The sequence below is a fragment of the Phreatobacter sp. GW821-FHT04C01 genome (assembly GCF_059420385.1).
Genome location: NZ_JBWKTP010000004.1, coordinates 125,472 through 151,504 on the forward strand (window position 1 = coordinate 125,472; position 26,033 = coordinate 151,504).

The window sequence follows — 26,033 nt, forward strand, 5'->3', positions numbered from 1 at the left end:
GACCAACATCTTTCCCGCCCTGAAGGTGCGCGAGCAGATCGGCCTGGGGGGGCGCGCCGCCGAGACCGACAATACCGACGAGGTGATGAAGGCGCTGGGCCTGTCGGCCTATGCCGAGCGTCGCGCCGCCGACATTTCCTATGGCGACCAGCGGCGGCTGGACCTCGCCTTGGCGCTGGTCGGGCGCCCCTCGGTGCTGCTGCTGGACGAGCCGGCGGCCGGATTGTCGATCAGCGAATCCATCGTGCTGGCTCGCCTCCTGAAGGACCTGGTGGCCAGCTGGCAGGTGACGGTGCTGATCGTCGAGCACGACATGGACGTGATCTTCTCCATTTCCGACCGCATCACCGTGCTGCATCTCGGCAAGGTGCTGGCCGACGGTCCGGGCGACGAAATCCGCGCCAACCAAGAGGTCGTGCGCGCCTATCTCGGGACAAGTATCGCATGACACTGCTCCGGCTCGAGGGCGTCGACGCCTATTACGGCGAGGCCAAGGTGCTCCACGACGTCACGGTCGAGGTCGGCCGCGGCGAGCGCGTCGCCATTCTCGGGCGCAACGGCGTCGGCAAGACGACGCTGGTCAATGCCTGCACGGGGATCGCCCGGGTGCGCAAGGGCACGATCGCCTTCGGCGGCAAGCCGGTGCCCACCATCCGGCATTTCACCGCGGCGCGCTCCGGCATCGCGGTGGTGCCGCAGGGGCGGCGCATCGTGCCGGGCCTGACGGTGCGCGAGAACCTGCAACTGGGCGCAGCGGTAGGCCGGTCCGGGCCCTGGTCGTTCGACACGGTCTGCGCGCTGTTCCCGATCCTGCGCGAGCGGGCCGATACGCTGGGCACGGCGATGAGCGGCGGCCAGCAGCAGATGCTCGCCATCGGGCGGGCGCTGATGGCCAATCCGGAGCTGCTGGTGCTGGACGAACCGAGCGAAGGCCTGGCGCCGGTCATTGTCGACGAACTCGGCGAGACGCTGGTCAAGCTCGCCGCCGGCGAGACCAGCATCCTCCTGATCGAACAGAACTTCAGCCTCGTTCACCGGGTGGCCGAACGCTACTACGTGCTCTCCAAGGGGGCGGTGGTGGAGGAGGGGCGCCTCGAAGGGCTGTCCAAGGAAAGCCTGAAACGGCACGTCGCGGTGTGAACCGCCCGGCGCGTCGGCGCCGGATTTTCAAGGGAAAACAGCCATGTCGGACGTCTATGCGAAGTATCAGCGGCTGCGCTTCGACCGGCCTCATCCGCGCGTGTTGCGCATCACCATGTACAATCCCGAGCGGCTGAACTCGGCCGACGAGATCATGCATGCCGAACTTGCCACCATCTGGCAGGATGTCGACAAGGACCCGACCGTGTCTGCGGCGATCCTCACCGGCCACGGCAAGGCCTTTTCGGCCGGCGGCGACTTCAAGATGATCGACAAGATCATCAACGACTTTCCCACTCGCGCGCGCAATTGGAAAGAGGCGCGCGACATCGTCTACAACGTCATCAATTGCTCCAAGCCGATCGTCAGCGCCATGCGCGGGCCGGCGGTGGGCGCGGGCCTCGTTTGCGGCCTGCTCGCTGATATCTCGATCGCCACCAAGGACGCCCGCATCATCGACGGGCATACCCGGCTCGGTGTCGCGGCCGGCGACCATGCCGCGATCATCTGGCCGCTGCTCTGCGGCATGGCCAAGGCCAAATATTACCTGCTGCTGTGCGATCCGGTGTCGGGCGCCGAGGCCGAACGCATCGGCCTGGTGTCGCTGGCGGTCGAGGACGACGCGCTCGACGCCAAGGCGGTCGAACTGGCGTCCCGGCTTGCCGAGGGCGCACCCAACGCCATCCGCTGGACCAAATATGCGTTGAACAACTGGTTGCGCCAGATGGGCCCGACCTTCGATGCCTCGCTGGCGCTGGAGTTCATGGGGTTCACCAGCCCGGACGTGAAGGAAGGCCTCGCGTCCCACGTCGAGAAGCGCAAGCCGGATTTTGCCCCGGACTCGCCGCTCTGAGCGGCGGCCGCGGCGAGCGCGGCTTCGGGCAACGAACAAGGGGGGCATGCCGGCAAAGGCATGCCCGGCGCGGCTCGGCCGCCTCCAGGGAGAACAGCATGCAGTCGGATGGATTCGTCGCGAGACGCGAGGCCATGGTCGCCGCCGGCTTCTGGAAGGACCGGTTGCTGCTCGATGATTTCGACGCGCTTCTGGAGCGCGCGCCGCAGTCGGCGGCGATCGTCGCGCATGACGTCACGACCGGCGGCCAGGTCCGGCTGAGCTATGGCGAGCTCGGCGAAATGGTCGAGCGCATCGCGGTCAATCTGGCGGCGCTGGGCGTCGCCAAGGGCGATGTCGTGTCGTTCCAGCTGCCCAATTGGTGGCAGTTCGGCGCGCTTCACCTGGCCTGTCTCAGGATCGGCGCGGTGACCAATCCGATCATGCCGATCCTGCGCCGGCGCGAGCTGGAATTCATGCTCAATCACGCGCAATCGAAAGTCATCGTGACGCCGAGCCGGTTCCGCGATTTCGATTATGCCGGGATGATCGCGGGCATGCGCGCGGCGGTGCCGCATCTGAAACATGCGCTGGTGGTCGGCGGCGACGGCGAGGCTGCCTTCGAGCGGCTGCACGACAAGCCGGTCGACAAGGCCGCGGCCAAGGCCCTGTTCGCCGAACGCCGGCCGGCGCCGGACGACATCATCCAGGTGCTCTACACCTCGGGCACGACCGGCGAGCCGAAGGGCGTGACCCATACGTCCAACACGCTGATCAGCAATCTCGGCCCCTATATCGCGCGCCTGCACCTCTCGGGCGACGACATCGTGTTCATGGCCTCGCCACTCGCTCACCAGACCGGTTTCCTCTACGGCCTGATGATGCCGATCGTGCTCGGCTGCCGGGTCGTGCTGCAGGACATCTGGAACCGCAAGGCCGCGGCCGATCTGTTCGCCGCGGAAAAGCCGACCTTCACCATGGCGTCGACGCCGTTCCTCGCCGACCTGACCGAGGAAGCCGAGGCAAGGCCCGAGGCGTTCACCTCGCTGCGCGTCTTCCTGTCGGCCGGCGCGCCGATCCCGCGCGTGCTGGTGCGCCGCGCCACCGAGCATCTCGGCGCCACCATCGCCTCCGGCTGGGGCATGACCGAGAACGGCGCGGTGACCGTGACCAGGCCGGAAGACCCGCCGGAAAAGGCCTTCGAGACCGATGGCTGCCCGCTGCCCGGCATGGAGACGCGGGTGGTCGACGGCGGCGACAAGCTCCTGCCGCCGGGCGAAGAGGGCCGCTTGCAGGTGCGTGGCTGCAGCAATTTCGTCGGCTATCTGAAACGCCCCGAGCTGAATAGCACCGACGCCGCCGGCTGGTTCGATACCGGTGATCTCGCCCGCATCGACAGCGAGGGCTATGTCCGCATTACCGGCCGCGCCAAGGACATCATCATTCGCGGCGGCGAGAACATCCCGGTCGTCGAGATCGAGGGCCTCGTCTACAAGCATCCCGACGTCAACGACGTGGCGATCGTCGGCATGCCGGACGACCGGCTGGGCGAACGGGCCTGCGCCTTCGTCACCACCAAGCCGGGCGTGAGCCTGACGCTCGGCGATGTCGTCCAGTTCCTGTCGGCGCAGGACATTTCGAAGAACTACCTGCCCGAACATCTGGAGGTGCTGGAGGAGTTGCCGCGCACCGCCAGTGGCAAGATCCAGAAATTCCGGCTGCGGGAAATGGCCAAGTCGCTGAAGGCGACGCGCTGAGCGGCGGCCGCGGAACCTGGAGCAGGGCGGGAGAATGTCATGAAAGCTATCGTGGTCGAGCGTTTCGGATCGCCCCGCGACCTCGCTGTGCGGGACTGGCCGATACCCGTGGCGGGGCCGGGCGAGGTCGTCGTCAACGTCCATGCGATGGGACTGAATTTCCCGGACGTGCTGGTGGCCGCCGGAAAATACCAGACCTTGCCGCCTCTGCCTTTCGTGCCGGGCAAGGAACTGGCCGGGGTCGTGGCGGCGGCAGGGGCTGATGTGACCAGCCTCGCGGTCGGCGACCGGGTGATGGCTCAGCTCGAGAATGGCGCCTTCGCCGAGACCGTGGTGGTGGCGGCCGACCATTGCTTCAAGCTGCCCGACGGGCTGCCCATGGTGAAGGCGGCGGCCATGGGCCTGACCTATCAGACCTCCTGGTTCGCCCTTCTCGACCGGGCGCGGCTGGTGGCCGGCGAGACCGTGCTGGTCACCGGCGCGGGCGGCGGCGTCGGCGTCGCCGCCATGCAGATCGCCAAGGCGCATGGCTGCCGGGTGCTCGCCGGCATCGGCAGCATGGACAAGCGCGATTTCGTCCTGGCCCAGGGGGCTGACGCGGTGATCGACATGAGCGGCGGCGATCTGCGCGAGGACGTGCGCCGGCAGGTTTACGCGGCGACGGGCGGGCAGGGGGCCGACGTGGTCATCGAGAATGTCGGCGGGGCCGTCTTCGAGGCGTGCCTGAGGGCGCTCGCCTGGTCCGGTCGCCTGGTGGTCGTCGGCTTCACCTCGGGCGAGATCCCCTCGGTCAAGGCCAACTACATCCTGGTCAAGCACATCACGGTCACCGGCGTGCACTGGAGCGACTATCTCGAGCGGACGCCTGAGGTCGTCAGGCAGGCGCAAGACGCGATGTTCCAGCTCGCCGCTCAGGGGCGGATCGATCCGCCGCTTTGCGCCGTGCTGCCCATGGCGGAGGTCGCCGCCGCGATGGATCTGATCGTCACACGCAAAGCCCTGGGCAAGATCGTCCTGGTCACCGAACATGGTCGCAGCGCAGACCCCGGATTCGCCGGGGATCCGCCCATGCGGCCGGCTTGGCCAACCTGACGAAACGGACCGTCCGATGAACCAGCATTCACCGCCGCCGATCCCCGAGGGCTACACGCTCTGCCCGATGATCGATGGCGAATTCAGCGCCGGCCTCGGACCGCTCTACCGGCGTCGCGATGGCGGCGGCTACGCCTTCCGGCTCGAGGAGCGACACAGGAATGCGCGCGGCGCCATCCATGGCGGCATGCTGATGACGCTGACGGATCAGATACTTGGACTGACCGTGCAGCAGGCGATCGACGGCGCCCCGGCGGCGACGGTCAGCCTGAACTTCGACCTGATCGCCGGCGCGGTGCCGGGCGACCTGATCGAGGGCGAGGCGCAGGTAACCCGGGTGACGCGTTCGATCGTCTTCATCCAGGGGTCGTTGCGTTGTGGCGAAAGGTTGATTTTAACTGCCAGTGGGCTTTGGAAACGACTCCATACGGGTTATCCAGGCGGTTAGCGCGCCGTCGGTGGCCAGTGCCGCGGCCGCGCAGGATTGGACGAACACACGATGACGAAGTCTCCGACGCCACCCAGCCAGGCCTTCGATCAGACGCTTGTTAAGAGCCAAGTTACGGATGAAAAGCTGATTTTCCGCCGTCGCGAACAGATCGTGGCGGCCGCGGTGGAGCTGTTCTCCGATCAGGGCTACTACCGAACGACCATTCAGGACATCGCCCGCAAGGCGGGTGTCAGCATTGGCCTCATCTACCAATACGCGCAGACCAAAGAGGATGTTCTGCTGCTGTCGCTGATGAGCGTGCTCGAATCCTACAAGACCGAGATCCCGCTCTCGGTGAATGAAAGCGACGATCCGCTCGAGGCGCTCTGGTCGTCGCTGGCCACCTATTGCCGTGTCATCGATCGGCGCCGGAACGCCGCTGTCCTGGCTTACCGCTCGACCAAGTCGCTGCCGCGCGAGCAGCGCGAAATCATCATGCGGCTCGAGGTCGAAACCAACGAGTTCATTGCCCAGCGCTTGCGCGACGGCATCGCCGCCGGGCTGTTTCGCGAGATCAATGTCGATCTGATCACCTATCAACTGGTGCTTTATGCCCATACCTGGGCGCTGAAGCACTGGCGGCTCAGTCAGATCACGACAATCGAAGGTTATATCGAGCAGGGCTTCGATTTCTTCGTCCACGCCATGGCGACCCCGGCCGGGCTCGTGCAATACGGGCGTTTCCTGGGAGATCGGCGCCGGAAGGCCGAGAAGCCGGTGAAGAAGGCGAAAGCCACAAAGGCCTAGTGTTCGGCCGAATGATCTGTCCTCTTTGACCGGATGGATTGGGCGACCTTTTCAGGCTTTTCGACGGTAACCGGCTGAATTCGTGGATGGCCGGGACAAGCCCGGCCAAGACGAGAATTATCCTTGGAACGACGGGGGCTGGATCGACCGGGCGCAGAACCACGCGCCGTCGCCTCCGGACGGCGAGCTCTGCACATCGTCTTGCCCAGGCTTGTCCCGGGCATCCACGAATTGGCTGCACCAAAATCAGCCTGTCATGGTCACCGTTCAGCAAAACCGAGCCCGGCCGGGCGATACCCTGGCGGCTGCGGCGGTGATGTCCCGGCGCAACCGCCGGTGGCGTGGGGCACTCCGGATCGAGGCGGGCGCTCGACCGACCCAATCCGAAGCGACCTTGGCTTGGGCCGACATCTCCGACAGCCGCCTCCGCATCACCCCCATCCTCCAATAGGCGCAACCCAGGCAGCCCCGGAGTCGCTTGACGGCCGCAGCGCCTTCCCTTATCCCAAATGAAATGAATGATCATTCATTCGGTGAGCAGATGTTCAGTTTGGAAACCAGGGGTGCGGTTCTCGTGCTGACGATGGCGCGCGCTCCGGTGAATGCCATCAATCGCGCCTGGATCGATCAGTTCGGCACGATCCTCGATGGCTTGGCCGATCGGCCGGACGTGGCGGTGCTGCTGATCCGCTCGGCCGAGCGAACCTTCTCGGCCGGCGCCGATCTCAAGCTGATGCGCGCGTGTTTCGCGACCGAGGCCGGTCCCGACGACATGGTCGAGACGGTCAGGCGGATGCAGCGCCTCTATGACCGTATCGAGGCCTTGCCGCAGGTGGTCATCGCCGAGATCGGCGGGGCGGCGCATGGCGGCGGCTTCGAGCTGGCGCTGGCCTGCGACCTGCGCGTGGCGGCGGCGGATGCGCCGCTCGGCCTTCCCGAGACGCGGCTCGGGCTGCTGCCGGGGGCCGGCGGCACGCAGCGACTGTCGCGGCTTGCCGGCCCGGGCATCGCGCGGCGGATGATCCTGACCGCCGAGGTGGTCAGCGGCGCCGAGGCGCGCGATCTCGGGCTCGTGCAATGGGCGGTGCCGCGGGGCGAACTCGCCGCCTTCGCCGATGGCCTCGCCGATCGGGTCGCGGCGCTGTCGCCCAGGGCGGTCGCCGCCTGCAAGCGCTGCTTCGGCGCCGCCGATGCCGCGCTCGGCTCCGGCATGCTCATCGAGCTTCTCGAAACCCACAAGCTGCTCAACAGCGCCGACACCCGCAAGAGGGTCGCGGCCTTTCTGGACCGGTGAGGACACCAACATGACGCTGCAAGGAAAAACCGTCGTCGTCACGGGTGCCGCCTCCGGCATCGGCCTGGCGACCGCCGAGGCCATGGGAACGGCCGGCGCGCGGGTCGTGCTGGCCGACCTGTCGGCCGAGAAGGGCGAGCGCGAAGCGGCGCGGCTGCGCCGCGAGGGCATCGATGCACGCTTCGCGCAGGTCGATGTCGGTTCCGACGCCTCGATAGAGGCCTTCGTCCGCCATGTGCTGGACCAGGGCGAGGTGCATGTGCTGGTCAACGGCGCCGGCTTCGGCCGGGCACAGCCCTTCGTCGAGAACGACGCGGCGTTCTGGGACACCGTGGTCGACGTCAATTTCCTGGGGCCGGTCAAGCTGACTCGGGCGCTGCTCGGACCGATGATCGAACGGAGATCCGGCAAGATCGTCAATGTGGCGAGCGATGCCGGCCGGGTCGGCAGTTCGGGCGAGACGGTCTATTCCGGCGCCAAGGGCGGGCTGATCAGCTTCAGCAAGGGCCTGGCGCGCGAGATGGCGCGCTATTCCATCACGGTCAACTGCGTCTGTCCCGGTCCGACCGAAACGCCCATGCTGATGGCCGTGCCGGAGAACCACCGGGAGGCCTTCAAGCGGGCCATCCCGATGCGCCGCTTCGGCAAGCCGTCGGAGGTCGCCGACGCCATCGTGTTCCTGGCCAGCGAGAAATCCGACTACATCACCGGCCAGACGCTGAGCGTCTCCGGCGGATTGACGATGGCCTGACGACGCCATTCCCAACTCATAAGGAAAAGCCAGCGTGCAGACGTTCAGAGCAGCCGATTACAAGGCGACCCATTTCAAGTGGGACTGTGAAGGCAAGGTCGCGACCATCACCCTCAACCGGCCGGAGCGGAAGAACCCGCTGACCTTCGAATCCTATGCCGAGCTGCGCGACCTGTTTCGCCAGCTGGCCTATGCGAGCGACGTGAAGACCGTGGTCGTCACCGGCGCCGGCGGCAATTTCTGCTCGGGCGGCGACGTCCACGAGATTATCGGCCCGCTGGTGCGCATGCAGGAGGCCGACGACATGCCGGGCCTCCTGCGTTTCACCCGGATGACCGGCGACCTGGTCAAGGCGATGCGGCATTGCCCGCAGCCGATCATCGCGGCGGTCGACGGCATTTGCGCCGGCGCCGGCGCGATCGTCGCCATGGCCTCCGACATGCGCATCGGCACGCCGCGCGCCAAGACCGCCTTCCTGTTCGTGCGGGTGGGACTTGCCGGCGCCGATATGGGCGCCTGCGCCATCCTGCCGCGCATCATCGGCCAGGGCCGCGCCTCCGAGCTCCTTTATACGGGACGCTCGATGTCCGCCGAGGAAGGCGACAAATGGGGCTTCTTCAACCGGCTGGTCGCGCCCGAACAGGTGCTCGCCGAGGCCCAGGCGCTCGCCCGGGAACTGGCCGACGGTCCGACCTTCGCCCATGGCGTGACCAAGACCTGCCTGCATCAGGAATGGTCGATGGATATCGATTCGGCGATCGAGGCCGAGGCCCAGGCCCAGGCCATCTGCATGCAGACCAAGGACTACGGCCGTGCCTACCAGGCCTTCGTCGCCAAGCAGAAACCGGTCTTCCTGGGCGACTGATGAGCGACCGCAGCTTCCTCGCCTGGCCGTTCCTGGAGCCCCGGCATCGCGATCTCCATGATCGCGTCGATGCCTGGGCGATCGGGCATGTCGCGGCCTCGGGCGATCAGGCCGGGACGAGCGCGGCGGCGGCGGCGACCGTCGGCCGGCTCGTCGCGGCCATGGGGGAAGCCGGCTTTCTGGCGACCGCCGTCGGTGGCGGCGACGGCGCGCCGCACGGCCGGCTCGATGCCCGCAGCCTCTGCATCTGCCGGGAGGTGCTGGCGCGCCATGCCGGCCTTGCCGATTTCGGCTTCGCCATGCAGGGGCTGGGGTCCGGCCCGATCAGCCTGTTCGGTTCGCCGGAGCAGAAGGATCGCTGGCTGCCCGAAGTGGCCCGCGGCCGGCTGCTCTCGGCCTTCGCCCTGTCGGAGGCGGAAGCCGGTTCCGACGTGTCGGCGCTGGCCATGCGCGCCACCCGGGACGGCGATCATTGGCGTCTCGACGGTGCCAAGACCTGGATCTCCAATGCCGGCATTGCCGACCTCCATGTCGTCTTCGCCCGCACCAGCGGCGAGACCGGCGCGAAGGGGCTGTCGGCCTTCGTCGTCGAAGCGGGAACGCCCGGTTTCACGGTCGCGCGGACCATCGACCTGATCGCGCCGCATCCGATCGGCACGCTGGCCTTCGATGGTGCCAGGATCCCTGCCGGCCACATGCTGGGCGCGCCGGGCGAGGGCTTCCGCATCGCCATGGCGACGCTCGACGTGTTCCGTCCGACGGTCGGCGCGGCGGCGCTGGGCTTTGCCCGGCGCGCCCTCGACGAGGCGACACGCCACGCGGTCGGCCGCAAGCTGTTCGGCCAGCCCCTGGCCGACCTGCAGCTGACCCGCGCCAAGCTCGCGGACATGGCGCTGGCGGTCGATGCCTCGGCCCTCCTCATCTATCGCGCGGCCTGGACCAAGGACGCCACCGGCGCGCGGATCAGCCGCGAGGCCAGCATGGCCAAGCTGTTCGCCACCGAAGAGGCGCAGAAGGTGATCGACGCCGCGGTGCAGATCTTCGGCGGCCTCGGCGTGACCCACGGCCACATCGCCGAGACGCTCTATCGTGAAATCCGGGCGCTGCGCATCTACGAGGGCGCGAGCGAAGTTCAGAAACTGATCATCGCCACCCGGCTTCTCGACGAATTCAACACCTGAGAGCAGCGGGACCTGGACGCCATGATCCTCAACGAGCAGCAGACGATGATCCGCGACATGGCCCGGCAGTTCGCGCGCGAAAGGCTGACCCCGAACGCCGCGCGCTGGGACCGCGAGGCGCATTTTCCGATGGAGGTGATCCGGGAGATGGGACGGCTCGGCCTGATGGGCATGGCCGTGCCGGTGGAATGGGGCGGTGCCGGCGCCGACGCGGTCTCGACGGCCCTGGCGCTCGAGGAAGTCGCCTTTGGCGATGCCGCGACGTCGACGGTCATGAGCGGCCACAATTCGGTCGGTTGCATGCCGATCGCCCATTTCGGCACGGACGACCAGAAGGAGCGCTTCCTGCGGCCCATGGCGGAAGGCCGCATGCTCTCGGCCTTCGTGCTGACGGAGGCCCATGGCGGTTCGGATGCCGGCGCGCTGACGACACGGGCGGTGCGCGACGGCGACAGCTATGTGCTCAACGGCACCAAGCAGTTCATCACCTCGGGCAAGAATGCCGACGTGGCGCTGATTTTCGCGCGCACCGGCCCGCAGGACGGCACCAAGGGCATCTCCGCCTTCATCGTGCCGACGGCGACGCCCGGCTATCAGGTGGTGCGGGTCGAATCGAAGCTCGGCCAGCGCGCCTCCGACACCTGCCAGATCGCCCTCAATGATGTTCGCGTGCCGGCAGGCCAGCGCCTCGGCGAGGAAGGGCAGGGCTATCGCATCGCGCTGTCGAACCTGCAGGGCGGCCGTATCGGCATCGCCGCCCAGGCGGTCGGCATTGGCCGGGCGGCTTACGAGACGGCGCTCGCCTATGCCCGCGAGCGCGTCGTGTTCGGCAAGCCGATCATCGAGCATCAGGTGGTTGGCTTCCGGCTGGCGGCGATGGCGACGCGCGTCGAGACCGCGCGCCAGATGGTGCTGCATGCGGCAGCCCTGTCGGACGCCGGCCAGCCCTGCCTGATGGAGGCCTGCATGGCCAAGCTGGTCGCCTCGGAGGCCGCCGAATGGGTCTGTTCGGAGGCGATCCAGACGCTCGGCGGCTATGGCTACCTGACCGATTTCCCGGTCGAGCGCTTCTATCGCGACGCCCGGGTCTGCCGGATCTACGAAGGCACCAACGACATCCAGCATCTCGTCATCCTGCGCGAAATGCAGAAGCGAGACGCCGCCTGACCGGAACGGGAGATCCTCCATGACAGCGCCAGCTGCCTTGCCGCTCGCCGGCCTCAGGGTGATCGATTTCTCGACCTTGCTGCCGGGTCCCTTGGCCAGCCTGATGCTCGCCGAGGCGGGTGCCGAGGTGATCAAGGTCGAGCGGCCGGGCGGCGGCGACGAGATGCGCGGCTACGCGCCCGAATTCGGCGACACCAGCGGCAATTTCGCCTTGCTCAACCGCGGCAAGACCAGCCTTTGCGCCGACCTGAAGGAGGCCGGCGACCGGGCCCATGTCCAGGCGCTGGCGCGCGTGGCCGATATTCTCATCGAGCAGTTCCGGCCGGGCGTGATGGCCAGGCACGGCCTCGGCTACGCGGATCTCGCCCGGGACAATCCGCGCCTGATCTATTGCTCGATCACCGGTTACGGACAGACCGGCGAACGCGCTCTGAAGGCCGGGCATGATCTCAACTATCTCGCCGAGACTGGTCTGCTCGGCCTGACGCGCGGCCGGGACGGCGCGCCGGTGCTGCCACCGGTTCTGGCCGCCGATATCGGTGGGGGCGCCTATCCGGCGGTGACCAATATCCTGCTGGCGCTGCAGAGCCGCGCCGCGAGCGGCCGCGGCTGCCATCTCGACATCGCCATGACCGACAATCTCTTCACCTTCGCCTATTGGGGCCTTTCGGCGGGCCATGCCGCCCAGTGGCCGCGCCCGGGCCAGGAACTGATCACCGGCGGCTCGCCGCGCTACCAGATCTACCGTGCCGCCGATGGCGAATATCTCGCCGCGGCACCGCTGGAGGAGCGGTTCTGGCAGATCTTCTGCGACCGGATCGGGCTTGCCGCCGCCGACCGTGACGACATCAGCGATGCCGAGGCGGTCAAGGCCAAGGTCGCGGCACGGATCGCCACGCGCAGCGCGGCGGAGTGGCGGGCGGTGTTCGCCGGGGTCGATGCCTGCGTCTCGGTGGTCGCCCGCCTCGAAGACGCGGTGAGCGATCCAGTTTTCGTTGCACGCGGCCTGTTCGACCGCGAGGTCACGGCGCGCGGCCATGCCATGCCGGCTCTGCCGGTGCCGGTCGCGCAACCCTTGCGCGATCCGGCGCGGCAGCGCGAGGCGCCCGGGTTGGATGAGGGCGCGCGCCGGAGGGGCTGGGCTCGCGCGTAAACCCTCTCCACGAAGGCGTGGGCGGGCGTTGACGTGCCGTGGCGTCAGCCCTTCTGCATCGCCGCCGTCGCGGCCCTGAGATCGTCGACGGCCTCGGGATTGACCAACCCCGAGAGATCGCCGACCGGCTCTCCCAGCCAGACCGAGCGGACGACGCGGCGCATGATCTTCATGCTGCGGGTCTTCGGCAGGCTTGCCACGAAGGTCACCGCCTTCGGCCGGAACGAGGCGCCGAGGCCGGCGACCACGGCCTGCCGCAACTCGTCGGCAAGCTCCGGCGTGGCGGTGACGCCGCGCGCCGGCACGCAGGCGCAGACCACGGCCGAGCCCTTGATCGGGTCGGGGATGCCGATCACGGCGGCCTCGCCGACCTTGCCGGTGGCCAGCAGCAGGGCTTCGATTTCGGAGGGGCCGGTGCGCTTGCCGGCGATCTTGATGGTGTCGTCGGAGCGGCCGTGGACGAACCAGTTGCCGGCGAGATCGACGGAAGCGAAATCGCCGTGGATCCACATGTCGGGGACTTTCGCCCAATAGGCTTCGATGAACCGCTCCGGCGCGCGCCAGAGGCCCCGCGTCAGGCCAATCGACGGCACGGTCAATGCGAGCTCGCCGACCTGGCCGAGCGGCAAGGGCCGGCCGTTGTCGTCGACCACGGCCGCCCCCATGCCCGGGATCGGCCCGGCAAAGGCGCCGGGCGGCAGGTCGCGATGCAGCATGGTGCCGGCGACGATGCCGCCGCCGATCTCGGTGCCGCCGGAATAGTTCAGGATCGGCGCATTGCCTTTGCAGACATGGGCGAGGAACCAGTTCCAGGCCTCCGGCGTCCAGGGTTCGCCGGTCGAGGCGGTGACGCGCAGCGACGAGAAGTCGTAAGCCGCGACCACCTCCGGCGGCTGCTGGATGAAATTGCGCACCATGGTCGGCGCGACACCGAGGAAACTGACCTGGTAATCCTGGGCGAGACGCCAGAGCCGGCCTTGCTCGGGATAATCGGGCGTGCCCTCGGCCAGCACCATGGCGGCGCCGACCAGCGGCACGGCCACCGCCAGGATCGGGCCGGTGAGCCAGCCCATGTCGCTCATCCACAACAGCCGGTCCTCCGGCGTCAGGTCGAGAATGATGCCGAAATCGAGCGCCACCTTGGTCATGAAGCCGCAATGGCTGTGCACGGTGCCCTTCGGCTTGCCGGTCGTGCCCGAGGTATAGACGATCATGACCGGCGCATCGGCATCGACCGGTTCGGCCGGGCAGGAGGCCTCGACCGCAACGAGATCGTGCCACCAGGTGCGATCGCCCTGGAAGCGATCGGGGTGGCGGGCGACCACCACGACATGAGCCAGCGCGGGAAGCTGCGGCCGGACCGTCTCGATGATCTCGGCCATGGCGATGGCGTTGCCGCGCCGATAGGTGACGTCGACGGTGACCACCGCCTTGGCCTCGGCATCGGCGAGCCGCTCGATGACCGCCTGCGGCCCGAAGCCGGAGAACATCGGCAGCGCGATGCCGCCGATACGGGCAATGGCCAGGAAGGCGGCGATGGTCTCGGGCAGGAACGGCATGTAGATGCCGACCACATCGCCCTTGCCGAGGCCGAGCCGCTTCAGGCCGGCCGCCGCGCGTTCGGCCGAGGCGGCCAGTTGCCCGTAGGTCCAGCTGCGGCGCTCGCCGTCCTCGCCCTCCCAGAAAATGGCGGTCTTGTCGCCATGGCCGGCGGCCAGCGTCCGCTCCATGCAGTTATAGGCGAGGTTGGTGGTGCCGCCGACGCACCATTCCGGCCATTGCACGCCCTCGGAGACATCGAGCACGCGGTCGAACGGCTTGAAGAAGACCAGGCGATGGAAGTCCATGACCGCCGGCCAGAACCATTCGGGATCGCGGTCGGCTCGTTCGATCAGCGCCTCGTAGCTGGCGAAACCGTGCCGCGTCATGAAGCGCTGGAGCTGGCAAGGGGCCGATGTCATGGCTCAGGCTCCCTGGTCGGTGTCGAGGACGACGATGCGATCCATGCGCGTCGCCATGAAGGCCTTCATTTCCTGGTGCACCGATGAAGCCTGGTAGACGTCATGGGCGGCCGACGAGGTGAAGGTTCCGACAATGCCGTGGGTCAGCCCGTCGCTGCGGCTCGCGGCGTTCTCGGCCATGAAATAGGTCACGACGCCGTCGCATTCGCTCAAGACCCGTTCGACATAATGCTGGGCCTTGGCGAAGAAGGCCCGGTCGGTCTCGGGCCTGAAGCTCATCAGGACGATGTGGTAGAACATGGGGCGATCCTCGGGTCGAAACCGCCGCTCTTCGATGGCGGCGTGAAACAGGAAACGGCGGCAGCGGCGGTCAGCCGGCGGTCCAGCCGCCGTCGATCAAGAGCGACGAGCCGGTCATCAATGACGCGGCATCGGACGCCAGGAACACCACGGCGCCCATCAGGTCCTCGATCGCGCCGATGCGGCCGAGCCTGATCTTCGACAGGACGAAACCCCGGAACGCCGGGTCGGCGAGCGCCGGACGGGTCATCTCGGTCTCGATGAAGGTCGGGCAGATGCTGTTGACCCGGATGCCGCTCGGCGCGAGGTCGACCGCCATCGCCTTTGTCAGGCCTTCGATCGCGAATTTGGTGGTGGTGTAGACCGAGCGGGCGGGCGAGGCGATGTGGCCGGCCTGCGAGGAGATGTTGATGATCGCGCCGCGCGTGCCGGCGGCGATCATGCGCCTGGCCACCGCCTGGGCGGTGAAGAAGGCGGCGCGCACGTTGAGCTGCATCAGGACGTCGAAATCCTCCTCCGTCACATCGACGAAGGGGCGAGGCCGGTTGGTGCCGGCATTGTTGACGAAGATATCCGGAGCGGGCAGGGCGCCGATGCCCGCGCGCACCGCGGCGGTGTCGGTGACGTCGAGCACCAGCGTATCGGCCTTGCCGCCCGCGGCCCGGATCGCTTCGGCGCCCGCCTCGATCTCGCTTCGGGTGCGGGCGCACAGCGTCACCGCCGCGCCGGCCTCGGCCAGCGCCGCGGCGAGACCGAGCCCGATGCCGCGGCCGGCGCCGGTGACGAGGGCGCGCTTGCCGTCCAGGCTGAAACTCGGCGTCCGCGGTATGGTCATGGCCTTAACCCTTGTCCGTTGCAACTCAGCCGAAGGCGAGGAAGCCGCCGTCGACGGTCAGCACCGAGCCGTTGACGAAACCGCCGCCCTCGGAAGCGAGATAGACCGCGGCCGGCGCGAGATCGTCGGGGCGGCCCCAGCGCCCGGCCGGCACGCGCTGCATCAGCCTGGCGGTGAACTCCGGATTGGAATGCAGCACCTGGGTGAATTCGGTGGCGATGTAACCGGGCGCGATGGCGTTGCAGGTGATGCCGAGCGGCCCGAGCTCGATCGCCAGCGCCCGCACCAGCGAGGTCACGCCGCCCTTGGCCGCGGCATAGGCCGGGATTTCGGCTTTCGGCTGCTGCACCGCCACCGAGCCGATCATGATGATGCGGCCGAAGCCATGGGCGGTCATGGCTGGGATGACCGCGCGGGTGCACAGGAAGGCGCCATGAACATGGGTCTCGATGACCGCGCGCCATTCGTCATAGCTGAAATCGACGAAGCGCTTGCGCTTCTGGATGCCGGCATTGTTGACCAGGATGTCGACCCGGCCGTGGGTGGCGACGATGGCGTCGATGCCCTTGGTGACGGCGGCCTCATTGGTGACGTCGAAGGCCTCTGCCGAACCGCGAAGGCCGGCGGCGCGGAGCTCGGCGAGCTTCGGCTCGAGGCTTGCCGGATCGAGATCGTTCAGCACCACATGGGCGCCGGCCTCCGCCATGCCGCGGGCGATGCCCCAGCCGATGCCGCGCGCCGAGCCGGTGATGAGCGCGACCTTGCCCGATAGCGTGAAGGTGTCCGCGTGGCTTCTCGTCTTGTCCATCATGGGTCTCCGGGTGGGGCGGATCAGGAGATCGTCAGGCCGCTGTCGACCGCCAGGATGTGGCCTGTGGTGCGGGCGGATTCGTCCGAGGCCAGGAACAGGGCGGCCTGCGCGACATCCTCGGGTTCGGCGAGGCCGACGAGATGGCGGGCGGCGATCTTCTGGGTGGTTTCGCTGGCGGCGAGCTGGGCGAGCACGCGCGGCGTGCGGGTGACGCAGGGCGCGATGGCGTTGACCCTCACCTTGTGCGCGGCATATTCGGTCGCCATCGAGCGGGTCAGGGCCGAGATCGCGCCTTTCGAGGCGGTATAGGCATCCTTGCCGGGCCAGCCCATCAGCGCCACCACCGAGGAGGCGTTGACCACCGAGCCGCCGCCGGCCTTGATCAGTTCGGGAATGCCGTGCCGGCAAACCAGCCAGGTGCCGAGCAGGTCGAGCTTGATGGCGCGCCAGAACTCCTCGACCGGCGCTTCCGTCACCGGGCCGTCCTGCATCGTCGAGCCGCCGGCATTGTTGTAAAGGATATGCAGGGCGCCGAAGCGGGCAACCGCGGCCTGGATGGCGTTGACGACGCTCGCCTCGTCGGTCACGTCGGTCTGGACGAACAGGGCCTGGCCGCCGGCGGCCGTGATCGCCTCGGCCGCCGCGCGGCCGGTCGCCGCGTCGAATTCGGCGATGACCACGCGGGCGCCTTCGCGGGCGAAGAGCGCGGCGGCGGAGCGGCCGATGCCGGTGCCCGCGCCGGTGATGAGGGCAACCTTGTTTGCCAGACGTGCCATGGTTTCCCCGGGCCTTTCGTGGTGATGATGATGGCGGCGGCGCTCAGCGCATATAGGCGCCGCCATTGACGTCGATGATGCTGCCGCAAATGAAGCTCGCTCCCGGCGAGCACAGGAAGGCGATCGGCCAGGCGATCTCTTCCGGCCGGCCGAAACGCGGCAGGGGGATCGACTTGAGGGCGCTCGGGTCGGCGGCCGCGACCATGGCGGTGTCGGTCGAGCCCGGCGCAATGCCATTGACCAGCACCTCCGGCGCCGCCCGGCGCGCCAGCCAGCGCACCATGGTGTGAAGCGCGCCCTTCGAGCAGGCATAGTGCAGCGGCGAATGGGCATAGGTGCCGCCGGTCGAGGCGGCGACCGAACCGAGCAGCACGATCCGGCCATTGCCGCGGCTTTTCATGCCGGGCAGCAGGGCACGGGCGAAATGCGCGGGAGCCTTGACGTTGACGTCCATGGTCCGGTCGAAATCGTCGTCCCAGCTGTCGTCGTCCCACTGGCTGATGGTGAAGATGCCGGCATTGAGCACCGCCGCATCGACGGCGCCGATGTCGGCGCAGAGCGTCTCGATGGCGGGGCGCGAGGTGATGTCGCACGCCGCGAAACGATGGTCGCGGCCATCGGCGCGCAGCTCGTCCAGGAGTTCCGGCGCCGCGATGCGGTCGGTCAGGATCAGCTCCGCGCCAAGCCGGGCCAGGAGCCTGGCGGTCGCCCGGCCAATGCCGCCTGACGCCCCGGTGAGCAGGATGCGCTTGGCCGTGAGGTCATAGGGAGGCGTCGACATGCTGGGTTGGGTCATGGTGGGTCGGGTCATGGTGACGTGAGCCATGGTGATGTGAGCCATGGTGATGTGAGCCATGGTGATGTGAGCCATGGTGACTTGGGCCATGGCGGCGGTCATGGCCCGTCCTGCTCGAAGTGGCGCATGATGCGAGATGATTGAATGTTCATTCAGTCAAGTCAACCGGGCTGGCCTGGGCGCAGGGCAGCCTTGCCGCGCGGCCCGCGCGGTGGCTGTTCAGTGGATGTGATAGCCGCCGTTGACGTCGATGACGGTGCCGGTGAGATAGCCCGCCAGCGGGCTTGCCAGGAACAGCACGACCCGCGCCACGTCGGCGGCGGTGCCGAACCGGCCGAGCGGGATGGTTTCGCAGATCGCGCGGGTCCGGTCGGCGTCATATTTGCCGTCGGTCATGCCGGTCTGGATGATGCCGGGCGCAACCGCGTTGGCACGAATGCCGGAACCGCCGCATTCCCGGGCGGTCGCCTTGGTGAAGCTGATCACGCCGCCCTTGGCCGCCGCATAATGCGAGCCGCCGAGCAGGCCGCCACCACGCTGCGCGGCGATCGAGCCGATGTTGACGATCGCCGCATCCTTTTGACTTTGCTTGAGAAAAGGGAGAGCCGCCTGGGTGATGTTGAACGTGCCGATCAGGTTGACCTCCAGCATCCGGCTGAACTCGGCGGCGGTCAGCTCGGGGATACGGGTGGGCGCGACGATGCCGGCATTGTTGACCACGATGTCGATGCCGCCGAGCCGGTCGGCAACCGTCTCCACCACGTGCTGGCACATGTCGGGATCGCTGACATCCAGGGTCATGGCCGTCTGGCCGCCGGGCAGGGCGCCCGTGGGAAACTCCCGGTCGAGCACGACGACGTTCGCGCCGTTCTCGACGAACAGGCGCGCGGTGGCCTGGCCGATGCCGGCCGGATGGCCGCCGCCGGTGACGATCGCCTTGCAGCCTTCGAGAAGTCCCATGGCCCGTTCCTCGCCGTGCTCGAATATCGGTTGTCGGCAAGACGCTAGTAAGAAACATTGAAAATATCAAATTATGATATTTTCGATCAAATGACTCCTGCGACGCTTTCTGCGAGACAGGAAGCCCGACGCGGCGAGCAGCTGGAACGGCGCGATGAACAGTCTGGAAAAAATGCTTGGGATCCTCGACCTGTTCGATGACGAGCGGGTCGGTTTCCAGCTGGATGACGCGGTCGCGGCGACCGGTGCCTCGCGGGCCACCGCCTATCGCTACTTGCAGGCCTTGTCGGCTGCCGGACTGATCGCGCCCGCGACCGGCGGCACCTATGTGCTCGGCTCACGCGTGATCGAGCTCGACCGGCTGGTCCGGCGGACCGATCCGTTGTCGACCGGCGCGCTGCCGATCATGCAGGAGGCGAGCGCGCGGCTCGGGCTCAACATGCTGCTCTGCAGCTATTACGGCGACAAGGTGATGTGCGCGGAGGTGGTCTGGCCCGACCTTAGCGCACCCCAGGCCTATGAACGCGGACGCAAGATGCCGATGTTCCGCGGCGCCATGGCCAAGCTGATCCTGGCCCATCTGACGCCCTATCAGTTGCGCAACATGATGCTCTGGCACGCCGACGAGATTCGCGCCGCCGGGCTCGGCGACAACTGGGAGGAGTTCCGCTCGGCCATGGCGCGCATCCGCAAGGAGGGCAGCTGCGTGACCCGGGGGGAAGTGGTTCGCCGGCTCATCGGCATTGGCGCGCCGGTCTTCGACGGCGAGCGGCGGATTCTCGGCAGCATCGTCTTCGCGGTGCCGGAAAAGCGCTGCGCCGCACTCGGCGAGGCGACTCTGCGGGCCGAGATCATCGCCATTGCCGAGCGCATCAGCGCGGCGGCCGGGCAGGGACGGGACGGGGAGGCGCGGCCGGCGGGCCGGTCGGCGCGGCCCCGGCGCGCCAGCGCCGACAAGGCGGCGGACCGGCGCTAGGACGGCCTGACCGTTCCCGGCTTCCGGCGGCAGGCCCGCGCGCCCGTGCCGCTGCGCGGCCGGCTTCCCGGCATGGGCCGCCCGCGATAGCTTGCGCGACCTTCAGATGTCATGACGCTGGTCGCCCGACCCGCGTGCTGCCGGCTCGGAGGCGGCCAGAGGCGAGGCGTCCGGATGGATTTCACCCAGTTGCGCTATTTTCACGAGGTCGCCCAGGCGGGCACGATCCGCAAGGCTTCGGACAAGCTCAACGTCGCGCCCTCGGCGCTCAGCCGGCAGATCCAGCAGCTCGAGCACCAGGTCGGCATGCCCCTGTTCGAGCGCCACACCCGCGGCATGCGGCTCACGGAAGCGGGCGAAATCTACGCGCTTCACGCCAAGCTGGTGATGATGGACGCCGAACGGGCCCGCTCGGAACTCGCCGCGCTGCGCGGCCTGGAGCGGGGCGCCGTGCGCCTGGTCGTGGTCGAAGGGCTGGTGTCGAGCTATCTGATGAAGGCGATCGGCCTCTTCAGGGCCGATCATCCCGACATCAGCTTCGAGTTGATGGTGACCGGCACGGCCGATGTCGTCGCCGGCGTTCGCAAGGGCGACGCCGATATCGGTATCGCCTTCAACGCCAAGCCGGATCCGCAGGTCGAGTTCCTGTTCCGGCTGGACGACGAGGTCCGCGCCATCTGCCGTGTCGATCACCCGCTGACGCGCCAGGCCGATGTCGCGCTGCGCGACGTGTTCGGCTATCCCGTCGCCATGCCGGTCACCAGTTTCGGCATTCGCGCGCTGGTCGACGAATGCTGCCGGGTGCAGCGGCTGCGCGCGACGCCGGCGCTGGTGACCAACAGCATCGATGCCCTCAGGAGCTTCGCCAGGGCCGGCCTGGGCATATCCCTGATCACCGCCTTGTCGTGCCAGAGCGACGCGCTCGCGGGGGAACTCGCCTCGATCCGGCTGAGCGATCCGGTTCTCGCCGCCTCGATCGACGTGCTGGTGCTCGGCGAGCGCCGCCTGCCGCTGGCGGTCGAAGCCTTCCTGAGGACGCTCAGAGCACTTGCGGCGACGCGCCGTTGAGGATGACAGTGGCGCTCATGCGGGCCGGAATGGAGAAGCATGGCTTTCGCGATCAAGGCCGAGGTGAGCGATCCGCGGGCGAGGAGATTCGCGTTCGCCGCGCAAAAGACGATGTATGGCGGCAAGTTCATCGCCGAAGGCGACACGGTTTTCGTGTTCGCCAGCGAGAATGAGGGCGGGCAAGGCCTCATCGCCCGTGGCATTGCCGGTTCCGCCGAAGCGATCGCCAGGCAGCCCGGCCTTGTCAGGCAGACGCCACGCGTCAGTCTCACGATTGAACGCATCGGGCTGGCGAAGCGGCCGCTGGGGCGGAGCGAGCTCAGACATTTCACCAACTGGAATGACGGCCGGGCCGAGACCGAGCTCAATTTCAAATTCTACCGCCAGGCCACCAACAAGATCGTCGGCCTCTCCGACGAGGCGGCGGCGTTTCTGAGTGGGTTCTTCTAGCGCGGCGGCCCGGTGGTTGTGGCGGGTTGATCGCCGCGAGCGGATGCATGCGTGGATATCAGCGCGGAGCCGGGTATCCGGGACAAGCCCGGGTCGGACGATGTGTCGGCCGCGCGGAGTGCTGGGCTACGGCGCGTGCCCGGCGCGCGGTCGATCCAGCGCCGGTCGCTCCAAGAACAATTCTCGTCTTGGCCGGCACAAGCCCGGCCAAGACGAAGTGGTGCGAGCAATAGAACGCGACACCGGGGCGCCGTCACCCCGTTCTCTCCGTCGGCATCGCGCTCCTCCAGGTGGCAACTCATAACCTCGGAGCAACGATAACGGTGTGACCCGCCGCCTGCGGTTTTGCGAGCGATTGCGCGTGACGCATAACCGGCCAAGCATGACAAACTCAGCAGCGCGTCATCACGGTCGTCGCTGATTAGCGTTGCACCGCGTTGCCGCTTGACCGACGCATATCCCTGCGGTTATACGAAAATCCATCACCCGCAGGTTATGGATGCTCCATGCCAAACGCCCACGACGCGCTGTTCAGGACGCTCGCCGACCCGACCCGGCGGGCCCTGTTCGAACGGCTGTGCCGCGACGGCGAGCAGACGGTCGGGGCGCTGACGGCGCGCGCCGGGGTCTCGCAGCCGGCGGTTTCGAAACATCTCGGCGTGCTGAAACAGGCCGGCCTGGTGCGCGACCGCCACGAGGGGCGCCAGACCCATTACAGCGCGCAGCTCGGCGCGCTTTCCCCGCTGATCGACTGGACGAGCCGGATGGCGGGGTTCTGGCAAAGCCGGTTCGACGACCTGGAAGATCTGTTGAAGAGGATGGACCAATGAACGGAAATTCGACCGAAACACGCTCCGTCATTGTCGAGCGCGAGATGCCTTTCCCGCCGGAAAAGCTGTGGCGCGCGCTCACCCAACCGCATCTGATCGCGGAGTGGCTGATGAAGAACGACTTCAGCCCGGTCGTCGACCACCGTTTCAATCTTCGCGCGGATTGGGGTTCTGTCGATTGCCAGGTCCTGGCTGTCGAGCCGAACAAGACACTGTCCTACACCTGGGCGGCTTATGGTCTGGAGAGCGTGGTGACCTGGACTCTCACCCCGACGGGCACGGGCACCCACCTGCGCATGGAGCAGTCGGGCTTCCGGCCGGACCAGCAGCAGGCCTATGGCGGCGCCAAGGGCGGGTGGCAGCAGTTCTTCGGCAATCTGGAGCAGGTTTTGGCGCGGATCGATTGACCTCCGCCGCCACGGGTTCAGGCTGAGGAGCGGGCGCGCGTTGTATCGCTGAAGCATGCATGGGTGAATGCAATGGCCAAGAAGACGTCGATCACGTCAACGACGGTTGCAAAGGAGGCGGCCAATCAGGGCGCCGTGAAGCTGATCCTTCTGTCGGGCGGCAACCCTCAGATCGCCAAGGCGGATGGCGACGCGCCGGTCCAGGCCTATATCGCGGCGATGCCGGGCTGGAAGAGCGATCTCGGCAAGCGCCTCGACGCGCTCATCGTGCAGAGCGTGCCCGAGGTGCGCAAGGCGGTGAAGTGGAACTCGCCATTCTACGGCATCGAGGGGCAGGGCTGGTTCCTGACGTTCCATGTCCTCACCCACTACGTCAAGGTGACCTTCTTCGAGGGCATGTCGCTGCAACCGGTCCCGTCCGGCGGCACGGTGCGCAGCAAGCAGGCGCGCTGGATCGACATTCGCGAGACCGATGTGCTCGACGAGGCGCAGATGGCGGCCTGGGTCAAGCAGGCCGCCGCCTTGCCGGGCTGGGTGCCGTGATCGCGGCCCGGGCGTCTCGCGGATGACGAGGGGAGGTCGCTTCAAGATGGAAAAGCCGGCGAACGAGGTGCGGACATCATGAAGAAGAGCGCAACCAACACGGATGAATCCCCGTCTCTGCTGATCGACGCGCGGATCAGGGAGCTGGACGACTGGCGGGGCATGATGCTGTCCCGCCTCCGTGGCCTCATCAAACAGGCCGAACCCGAGGTGATCGAGGAATGGAAGTGGCGCGGCGTGCCGGTCTGGTCCCTGGGCGGCATCATCTGCACCGGCGAGACCTATAAGAGCGTGGTGAAACTGACCTTCGCCAAGGGCGCCAGGCTCGACGACCCCTCGGGGCTCTTCAACGCGAGCCTGGACGGCAATACCAGGCGCGCCATCGATGTGCATGAGGGCGACGTCCTCGACGAGGATGCGTTCAAGGCGCTGATCCGTGCCGCCGTGGCGCTGAACAGGTCGCCGGCCCGATAATCGCCGCGGCGAGGCGGCAGAAGCGAAGGGCCCGTCCACCGGACGGGCCCCTGCCGCATTCTTCAGTCCGGTCCGGCGTCTTGCCGGCCCGCGGCCGGCTCAGGCGACGCGCTCGATCGCGACGCCGCGGCAATCCATCTCATATTCCAGCTCCTGCACCGGCGGCCGGTTGAAGTGCCAGGTGAGCCCGGCGCGCATGGCGCCGCGGCGGACGATCTCGTCGGCAAGGAAAGGGTGAATGTCGTGCACGGTATAGAGCTGGGCGGCGGTTGCCTGGTCCCAGGTGAAGCCCAGGGCCGCCATGCGCCGCTCCATTTCGGCCAGCACGAAACGCGCCTTGGCGCGCAGGCCGGCCGGGCTGACGTCGCCACGGCTGACGATATGGTCGGCATAGGTGGCATGGCCCTCGGGCGCCTCGCCGCTGCCGGCGACGACGAAGGAGGGCGGGGCATCGGCGGCGACCGTCGTGAAGGAGAAGGCGTAGAAGCTCGGCTCCGAGGGCGGATCGATGTCGGGACAGACATTGCTGCGAGCGATCGGGTTGAGACCGTCCTGGAACAGGCCCCATTCCTTCAGCGTGGTGATGTAGACGGCGTTGAAGGCGATGAAGCCCTGCTCGGTGAACGGCGCCGGCGAGCGCAGTTCGCAGGAGGCGAAAGCGGTCAGCGGGCGGCCAGCGGCCTTGATGATCTCGGCAATGCGGCGGAAGCCTTCGGCGAGCGGCACGGGCTGAGCGAAGCGAACCCGCTCGAGCCGGAAGCCGGGAAGCGCGGCGACGCCGGCCGAATATTGCGACACGCCCTTGATGAACTTGTAGCCGCCGGGGGCGAAATCGATGACCTCGGTCATGGGAACTCTCTCTTGGATGATTGAGGGAAAAACGGAGCGGCTGCGCGCGCTTCAGGCGTAGTTGACCACCAAGTGCTTGATGTCGCTCATCTCTTCCATGGCGTAGAGCGTGCCTTCGCGGCCGAGCCCGGATTCCTTCCAGCCGCCGAAGGGCATGTTGTCGAGCCGGTAGATCGGCACGTCATTGACCATCAGGCCGCCGACATCCCAGTCCTCGATGGCGCGGAAGGCGCGCTTGAGATCGCCGGTGAAGAGGCCGCCCTGCAGCCCGTATTTGCCGGAATTGGCCTGTGCCACCGCGTCCTCGAACCGGTCGAACGGGTTGACGGTCAGGACGGGACCGAAGATCTCCTCGTCCTCGACCTTCATGCCCGGCCGGGTGTCGGTCAGCACGCAGGGTTGGATGACCGCGCGGTCGCGCTCGCCGCCGATCAAGGCGCGGGCACCGCCCGCCTTGGCCTCGCCGATCCAGCTCTCGATGCGCTTCGCCGAGCCCTCGTCGATGACCGGGCCGACATCGATGCCCTCGTTCATGGGATTGCCGACCTTCAGGGCGCGCACCGAGGCCAGGAGCTTCTCGACGAAGGCGGCATGGACCGGGCGCTCGACCATGATGCGCTGGACGCCGATGCAATATTGGCCGCCATAGACCATGCCGCCGCGGACGCAGCGGGCGGCGGCGAGATCGAGATCGGCATCGGCGCAGACGATCACCGCGCCATTGCCGCCGAGCTCGAGCGCCACCTTCTTGCGCCCGGCGATCGCCTTGATGTGCCAGCCGACCTTGGCCGAGCCGGTAAAGGTGACCATGGCGAACCGCTCGTCGCGGACGAGCCGCTCGGCGAGCGGCACCGGGCAGTGGACCACCGAGAGCGCACCCTCGGGCAGGCCGGCTTCGCGGAAGATATCGGCGAGCAGCAGCGAGGTCAGCGGCGTCTGCGGCGCCGGCTTCAGCACCACGGAATTGCCGACGGCAATGGCCGGCGCGACCTTGTGCAGGACGAGGTTGAGCGGAAAATTGAACGGCGCGATGGCGAGGATCGGGCCGATCGGAAAACGCCTGGCGATACCGACGCGCCGGCGCAGCGCCGCGAGGTCGTCGACCGGCGCCTGGGACAGGTCGAGCTTGCCGCCGCTCGCCGTGGTCGTCTGGTATTCAAATACGCCGGCATCCATGTCGAGCGGCACTTCGTGACCGCCGAAACGGCGCGTCTCGGCGGCGGCATTGGTCAGGTTGAACAGCGAGCGGGCGACCTCGCCGCGCGCGTCGTAGAGCGGCTTGCCGGCCTCCGCCGCGATGGTCCGGACCGCCTCGTCCCGGCGGCGGCGCAGGATCTCGGCGGCGCGGTCGAGAATGTCGGCACGGGTGAAGCGGGGCAGGCGGCGCATGGTCTCAAAGGTGCGGCCGGCGGCCACCGTCGCGGCCTCGACCGCGGCCTCGTCGGCGACCGGCATCTCACCGACGGCTGAGCCGTCGAACGGCGAGCGGATGACCTCGAATGGGAGTTGCGTCATGTCGGTTGTCCGG

At 67.7% G+C, this 26,033-nt stretch carries 29 protein-coding genes; 20 read left to right on the top strand and 9 right to left on the bottom strand.

All coding sequences use genetic code 11. From position 1 onward, the window contains the following. Window positions 1–7: 7 nt before the first annotated feature. From AC07WJ_RS16530 to AC07WJ_RS16590, 13 genes are all read left to right on the top strand, one after another. Window positions 8–448: an ATP-binding cassette domain-containing protein gene (locus AC07WJ_RS16530; RefSeq protein ID WP_494936242.1), complete on the top strand. Its 441-nt coding sequence runs from the start codon at window positions 8–10 to the stop codon at window positions 446–448. After that, on the top strand, window positions 445–1,140 hold the full coding sequence (locus tag AC07WJ_RS16535) for an ABC transporter ATP-binding protein (RefSeq protein ID WP_494936243.1): 696 nt from the start codon (window positions 445–447) through the stop codon (window positions 1,138–1,140). Before AC07WJ_RS16530 ends, AC07WJ_RS16535 begins: the two co-directional genes overlap by 4 nt. A gap of 43 nt (window positions 1,141–1,183) precedes the next feature. Then, the gene (locus AC07WJ_RS16540) at window positions 1,184–1,993 is read left to right on the top strand and encodes an enoyl-CoA hydratase/isomerase family protein (protein WP_494935708.1); all 810 of its coding nucleotides are present in this window, start codon (window positions 1,184–1,186) and stop codon (window positions 1,991–1,993) included. A gap of 98 nt (window positions 1,994–2,091) precedes the next feature. Then, a complete protein-coding gene (locus AC07WJ_RS16545) occupies window positions 2,092–3,729 on the top strand; it encodes an AMP-binding protein (protein WP_494935709.1) in 1,638 nt (545 codons plus the stop codon). 39 nt (window positions 3,730–3,768) lie between these two features. Continuing rightward, the gene (locus AC07WJ_RS16550) at window positions 3,769–4,821 is read left to right on the top strand and encodes an NADPH:quinone oxidoreductase family protein (RefSeq protein ID WP_494935710.1); all 1,053 of its coding nucleotides are present in this window, start codon (window positions 3,769–3,771) and stop codon (window positions 4,819–4,821) included. Between the two features lie 16 nt (window positions 4,822–4,837). Beyond that, entirely contained in the window at window positions 4,838–5,269 is a 432-nt protein-coding gene (locus tag AC07WJ_RS16555; protein ID WP_494935711.1) for a PaaI family thioesterase, read from the top strand. 36 nt (window positions 5,270–5,305) lie between these two features. Continuing rightward, window positions 5,306–6,058: a TetR/AcrR family transcriptional regulator gene (locus tag AC07WJ_RS16560; protein ID WP_494935712.1), complete on the top strand. Its 753-nt coding sequence runs from the start codon at window positions 5,306–5,308 to the stop codon at window positions 6,056–6,058. A 541-nt stretch (window positions 6,059–6,599) separates the two neighbouring features. After that, the gene (locus AC07WJ_RS16565) at window positions 6,600–7,352 is read left to right on the top strand and encodes an enoyl-CoA hydratase/isomerase family protein (protein ID WP_494935713.1); all 753 of its coding nucleotides are present in this window, start codon (window positions 6,600–6,602) and stop codon (window positions 7,350–7,352) included. Between the two features lie 10 nt (window positions 7,353–7,362). Further along, window positions 7,363–8,103: an SDR family NAD(P)-dependent oxidoreductase gene (locus tag AC07WJ_RS16570; protein WP_494935714.1), complete on the top strand. Its 741-nt coding sequence runs from the start codon at window positions 7,363–7,365 to the stop codon at window positions 8,101–8,103. A gap of 34 nt (window positions 8,104–8,137) precedes the next feature. Next, window positions 8,138–8,968: an enoyl-CoA hydratase family protein gene (locus tag AC07WJ_RS16575; protein WP_494935715.1), complete on the top strand. Its 831-nt coding sequence runs from the start codon at window positions 8,138–8,140 to the stop codon at window positions 8,966–8,968. Then, window positions 8,968–10,149, top strand: a complete 1,182-nt coding sequence (locus tag AC07WJ_RS16580; RefSeq protein ID WP_494935716.1) for an acyl-CoA dehydrogenase family protein — start codon at window positions 8,968–8,970, stop codon at window positions 10,147–10,149. Before AC07WJ_RS16575 ends, AC07WJ_RS16580 begins: the two co-directional genes overlap by 1 nt. 21 nt (window positions 10,150–10,170) lie before the next feature. Further along, entirely contained in the window at window positions 10,171–11,316 is a 1,146-nt protein-coding gene (locus AC07WJ_RS16585) for an acyl-CoA dehydrogenase family protein (RefSeq protein WP_494935717.1), read from the top strand. Between the two features lie 19 nt (window positions 11,317–11,335). After that, a complete protein-coding gene (locus AC07WJ_RS16590; protein WP_494935718.1) occupies window positions 11,336–12,469 on the top strand; it encodes a CaiB/BaiF CoA transferase family protein in 1,134 nt (377 codons plus the stop codon). A gap of 44 nt (window positions 12,470–12,513) precedes the next feature. On the opposite strand, the gene AC07WJ_RS16595 is transcribed toward AC07WJ_RS16590, so the two are convergent. The 7 genes from AC07WJ_RS16595 to AC07WJ_RS16625 form a co-directional block, all read right to left on the bottom strand. Beyond that, window positions 12,514–14,430 carry an AMP-binding protein gene (locus AC07WJ_RS16595; RefSeq protein ID WP_494935719.1) on the bottom strand — a complete coding sequence of 639 codons (1,917 nt, stop codon included), beginning with the start codon at window positions 14,428–14,430 and terminating at the stop codon, window positions 12,514–12,516. A gap of 3 nt (window positions 14,431–14,433) precedes the next feature. Continuing rightward, window positions 14,434–14,730, bottom strand: coding sequence for a Dabb family protein (locus AC07WJ_RS16600; RefSeq protein ID WP_494935720.1), 297 nt, complete (start codon window positions 14,728–14,730; stop codon window positions 14,434–14,436). A 70-nt stretch (window positions 14,731–14,800) separates the two neighbouring features. Then, window positions 14,801–15,565, bottom strand: coding sequence for an SDR family NAD(P)-dependent oxidoreductase (locus tag AC07WJ_RS16605; protein ID WP_494935721.1), 765 nt, complete (start codon window positions 15,563–15,565; stop codon window positions 14,801–14,803). A 25-nt stretch (window positions 15,566–15,590) separates the two neighbouring features. Further along, window positions 15,591–16,373: an SDR family NAD(P)-dependent oxidoreductase gene (locus AC07WJ_RS16610; RefSeq protein ID WP_494935722.1), complete on the bottom strand. Its 783-nt coding sequence runs from the start codon at window positions 16,371–16,373 to the stop codon at window positions 15,591–15,593. A gap of 23 nt (window positions 16,374–16,396) precedes the next feature. Then, window positions 16,397–17,152: an SDR family NAD(P)-dependent oxidoreductase gene (locus AC07WJ_RS16615; RefSeq protein WP_494935723.1), complete on the bottom strand. Its 756-nt coding sequence runs from the start codon at window positions 17,150–17,152 to the stop codon at window positions 16,397–16,399. A 43-nt stretch (window positions 17,153–17,195) separates the two neighbouring features. Next, window positions 17,196–18,050, bottom strand: coding sequence for an SDR family NAD(P)-dependent oxidoreductase (locus AC07WJ_RS16620; RefSeq protein ID WP_494935724.1), 855 nt, complete (start codon window positions 18,048–18,050; stop codon window positions 17,196–17,198). A 117-nt stretch (window positions 18,051–18,167) separates the two neighbouring features. After that, entirely contained in the window at window positions 18,168–18,908 is a 741-nt protein-coding gene (locus tag AC07WJ_RS16625; protein WP_494935725.1) for an SDR family NAD(P)-dependent oxidoreductase, read from the bottom strand. A 154-nt stretch (window positions 18,909–19,062) separates the two neighbouring features. Here AC07WJ_RS16625 and AC07WJ_RS16630 point away from each other — a divergent pair, with 154 nt between their 5' ends. The 7 genes from AC07WJ_RS16630 to AC07WJ_RS16660 all read left to right on the top strand — a co-directional run bounded on the left by AC07WJ_RS16630 (window position 19,063) and on the right by AC07WJ_RS16660 (window position 23,656). After that, complete coding sequence (locus tag AC07WJ_RS16630; RefSeq protein WP_494935726.1) at window positions 19,063–19,884, top strand: IclR family transcriptional regulator; 822 nt, start codon at window positions 19,063–19,065, stop codon at window positions 19,882–19,884. Between the two features lie 174 nt (window positions 19,885–20,058). Further along, a complete protein-coding gene (locus tag AC07WJ_RS16635) occupies window positions 20,059–20,952 on the top strand; it encodes a LysR family transcriptional regulator (RefSeq protein WP_494935727.1) in 894 nt (297 codons plus the stop codon). A gap of 39 nt (window positions 20,953–20,991) precedes the next feature. Continuing rightward, window positions 20,992–21,402, top strand: coding sequence for a hypothetical protein (locus AC07WJ_RS16640; protein WP_494935728.1), 411 nt, complete (start codon window positions 20,992–20,994; stop codon window positions 21,400–21,402). A 506-nt stretch (window positions 21,403–21,908) separates the two neighbouring features. Further along, the gene (locus AC07WJ_RS16645) at window positions 21,909–22,232 is read left to right on the top strand and encodes an ArsR/SmtB family transcription factor (RefSeq protein WP_494935729.1); all 324 of its coding nucleotides are present in this window, start codon (window positions 21,909–21,911) and stop codon (window positions 22,230–22,232) included. Further along, on the top strand, window positions 22,229–22,639 hold the full coding sequence (locus AC07WJ_RS16650) for an SRPBCC family protein (RefSeq protein ID WP_494935730.1): 411 nt from the start codon (window positions 22,229–22,231) through the stop codon (window positions 22,637–22,639). The genes AC07WJ_RS16645 and AC07WJ_RS16650 overlap by 4 nt, the downstream gene beginning before the upstream one ends. A gap of 72 nt (window positions 22,640–22,711) precedes the next feature. Beyond that, window positions 22,712–23,182 (top strand): DUF1801 domain-containing protein, encoded by a 471-nt coding sequence (locus tag AC07WJ_RS16655; protein ID WP_494935731.1) that lies wholly within the window; start codon window positions 22,712–22,714, stop codon window positions 23,180–23,182. Between the two features lie 78 nt (window positions 23,183–23,260). Next, window positions 23,261–23,656, top strand: coding sequence for a DUF1801 domain-containing protein (locus AC07WJ_RS16660; RefSeq protein WP_494935732.1), 396 nt, complete (start codon window positions 23,261–23,263; stop codon window positions 23,654–23,656). 99 nt (window positions 23,657–23,755) lie between these two features. Here AC07WJ_RS16660 and cnbZ read toward each other — a convergent pair whose 3' ends face one another. Both cnbZ and AC07WJ_RS16670 read right to left on the bottom strand, forming a co-directional pair. Next, the gene (cnbZ, locus tag AC07WJ_RS16665; RefSeq protein WP_494935733.1) at window positions 23,756–24,505 is read right to left on the bottom strand and encodes a 2-amino-5-chloromuconate deaminase CnbZ; all 750 of its coding nucleotides are present in this window, start codon (window positions 24,503–24,505) and stop codon (window positions 23,756–23,758) included. Window positions 24,506–24,556: 51 nt separating this feature from the next. Beyond that, window positions 24,557–26,020, bottom strand: a complete 1,464-nt coding sequence (locus AC07WJ_RS16670; RefSeq protein ID WP_494935734.1) for an aldehyde dehydrogenase family protein — start codon at window positions 26,018–26,020, stop codon at window positions 24,557–24,559. Window positions 26,021–26,033: the final 13 nt, after the last annotated feature.

Excerpts from the sequence above, each read along its gene's own strand:
- AC07WJ_RS16630 (WP_494935726.1), top strand. The coding sequence starts at position 19,063 with ATGAACAGTCTGGAAAAAATGCTTGGGATCCTCGACCTGTTCGATGAC.
- AC07WJ_RS16535 (WP_494936243.1), top strand. The coding sequence starts at position 445 with ATGACACTGCTCCGGCTCGAGGGCGTCGACGCCTATTACGGCGAGGCC.
- AC07WJ_RS16540 (WP_494935708.1), top strand. The coding sequence starts at position 1,184 with ATGTCGGACGTCTATGCGAAGTATCAGCGGCTGCGCTTCGACCGGCCT.
- AC07WJ_RS16565 (WP_494935713.1), top strand. The coding sequence starts at position 6,600 with ATGTTCAGTTTGGAAACCAGGGGTGCGGTTCTCGTGCTGACGATGGCG.
- AC07WJ_RS16670 (WP_494935734.1), bottom strand. The coding sequence starts at position 26,020 with ATGACGCAACTCCCATTCGAGGTCATCCGCTCGCCGTTCGACGGCTCA.
- cnbZ (WP_494935733.1), bottom strand. The coding sequence starts at position 24,505 with ATGACCGAGGTCATCGATTTCGCCCCCGGCGGCTACAAGTTCATCAAG.
- AC07WJ_RS16605 (WP_494935721.1), bottom strand. The coding sequence starts at position 15,565 with ATGACCATACCGCGGACGCCGAGTTTCAGCCTGGACGGCAAGCGCGCC.
- AC07WJ_RS16595 (WP_494935719.1), bottom strand. The coding sequence starts at position 14,430 with ATGACATCGGCCCCTTGCCAGCTCCAGCGCTTCATGACGCGGCACGGT.
- AC07WJ_RS16550 (WP_494935710.1), top strand. The coding sequence starts at position 3,769 with ATGAAAGCTATCGTGGTCGAGCGTTTCGGATCGCCCCGCGACCTCGCT.
- AC07WJ_RS16625 (WP_494935725.1), bottom strand. The coding sequence starts at position 18,908 with ATGGGACTTCTCGAAGGCTGCAAGGCGATCGTCACCGGCGGCGGCCAT.
- AC07WJ_RS16555 (WP_494935711.1), top strand. The coding sequence starts at position 4,838 with ATGAACCAGCATTCACCGCCGCCGATCCCCGAGGGCTACACGCTCTGC.
- AC07WJ_RS16600 (WP_494935720.1), bottom strand. The coding sequence starts at position 14,730 with ATGTTCTACCACATCGTCCTGATGAGCTTCAGGCCCGAGACCGACCGG.
- AC07WJ_RS16620 (WP_494935724.1), bottom strand. The coding sequence starts at position 18,050 with ATGACCGCCGCCATGGCCCAAGTCACCATGGCTCACATCACCATGGCT.
- AC07WJ_RS16660 (WP_494935732.1), top strand. The coding sequence starts at position 23,261 with ATGAAGAAGAGCGCAACCAACACGGATGAATCCCCGTCTCTGCTGATC.
- AC07WJ_RS16650 (WP_494935730.1), top strand. The coding sequence starts at position 22,229 with ATGAACGGAAATTCGACCGAAACACGCTCCGTCATTGTCGAGCGCGAG.
- AC07WJ_RS16610 (WP_494935722.1), bottom strand. The coding sequence starts at position 16,373 with ATGGACAAGACGAGAAGCCACGCGGACACCTTCACGCTATCGGGCAAG.
- AC07WJ_RS16570 (WP_494935714.1), top strand. The coding sequence starts at position 7,363 with ATGACGCTGCAAGGAAAAACCGTCGTCGTCACGGGTGCCGCCTCCGGC.
- AC07WJ_RS16545 (WP_494935709.1), top strand. The coding sequence starts at position 2,092 with ATGCAGTCGGATGGATTCGTCGCGAGACGCGAGGCCATGGTCGCCGCC.
- AC07WJ_RS16655 (WP_494935731.1), top strand. The coding sequence starts at position 22,712 with ATGGCCAAGAAGACGTCGATCACGTCAACGACGGTTGCAAAGGAGGCG.
- AC07WJ_RS16615 (WP_494935723.1), bottom strand. The coding sequence starts at position 17,152 with ATGGCACGTCTGGCAAACAAGGTTGCCCTCATCACCGGCGCGGGCACC.
- AC07WJ_RS16580 (WP_494935716.1), top strand. The coding sequence starts at position 8,968 with ATGAGCGACCGCAGCTTCCTCGCCTGGCCGTTCCTGGAGCCCCGGCAT.
- AC07WJ_RS16590 (WP_494935718.1), top strand. The coding sequence starts at position 11,336 with ATGACAGCGCCAGCTGCCTTGCCGCTCGCCGGCCTCAGGGTGATCGAT.
- AC07WJ_RS16585 (WP_494935717.1), top strand. The coding sequence starts at position 10,171 with ATGATCCTCAACGAGCAGCAGACGATGATCCGCGACATGGCCCGGCAG.
- AC07WJ_RS16635 (WP_494935727.1), top strand. The coding sequence starts at position 20,059 with ATGGATTTCACCCAGTTGCGCTATTTTCACGAGGTCGCCCAGGCGGGC.
- AC07WJ_RS16640 (WP_494935728.1), top strand. The coding sequence starts at position 20,992 with ATGGCTTTCGCGATCAAGGCCGAGGTGAGCGATCCGCGGGCGAGGAGA.
- AC07WJ_RS16645 (WP_494935729.1), top strand. The coding sequence starts at position 21,909 with ATGCCAAACGCCCACGACGCGCTGTTCAGGACGCTCGCCGACCCGACC.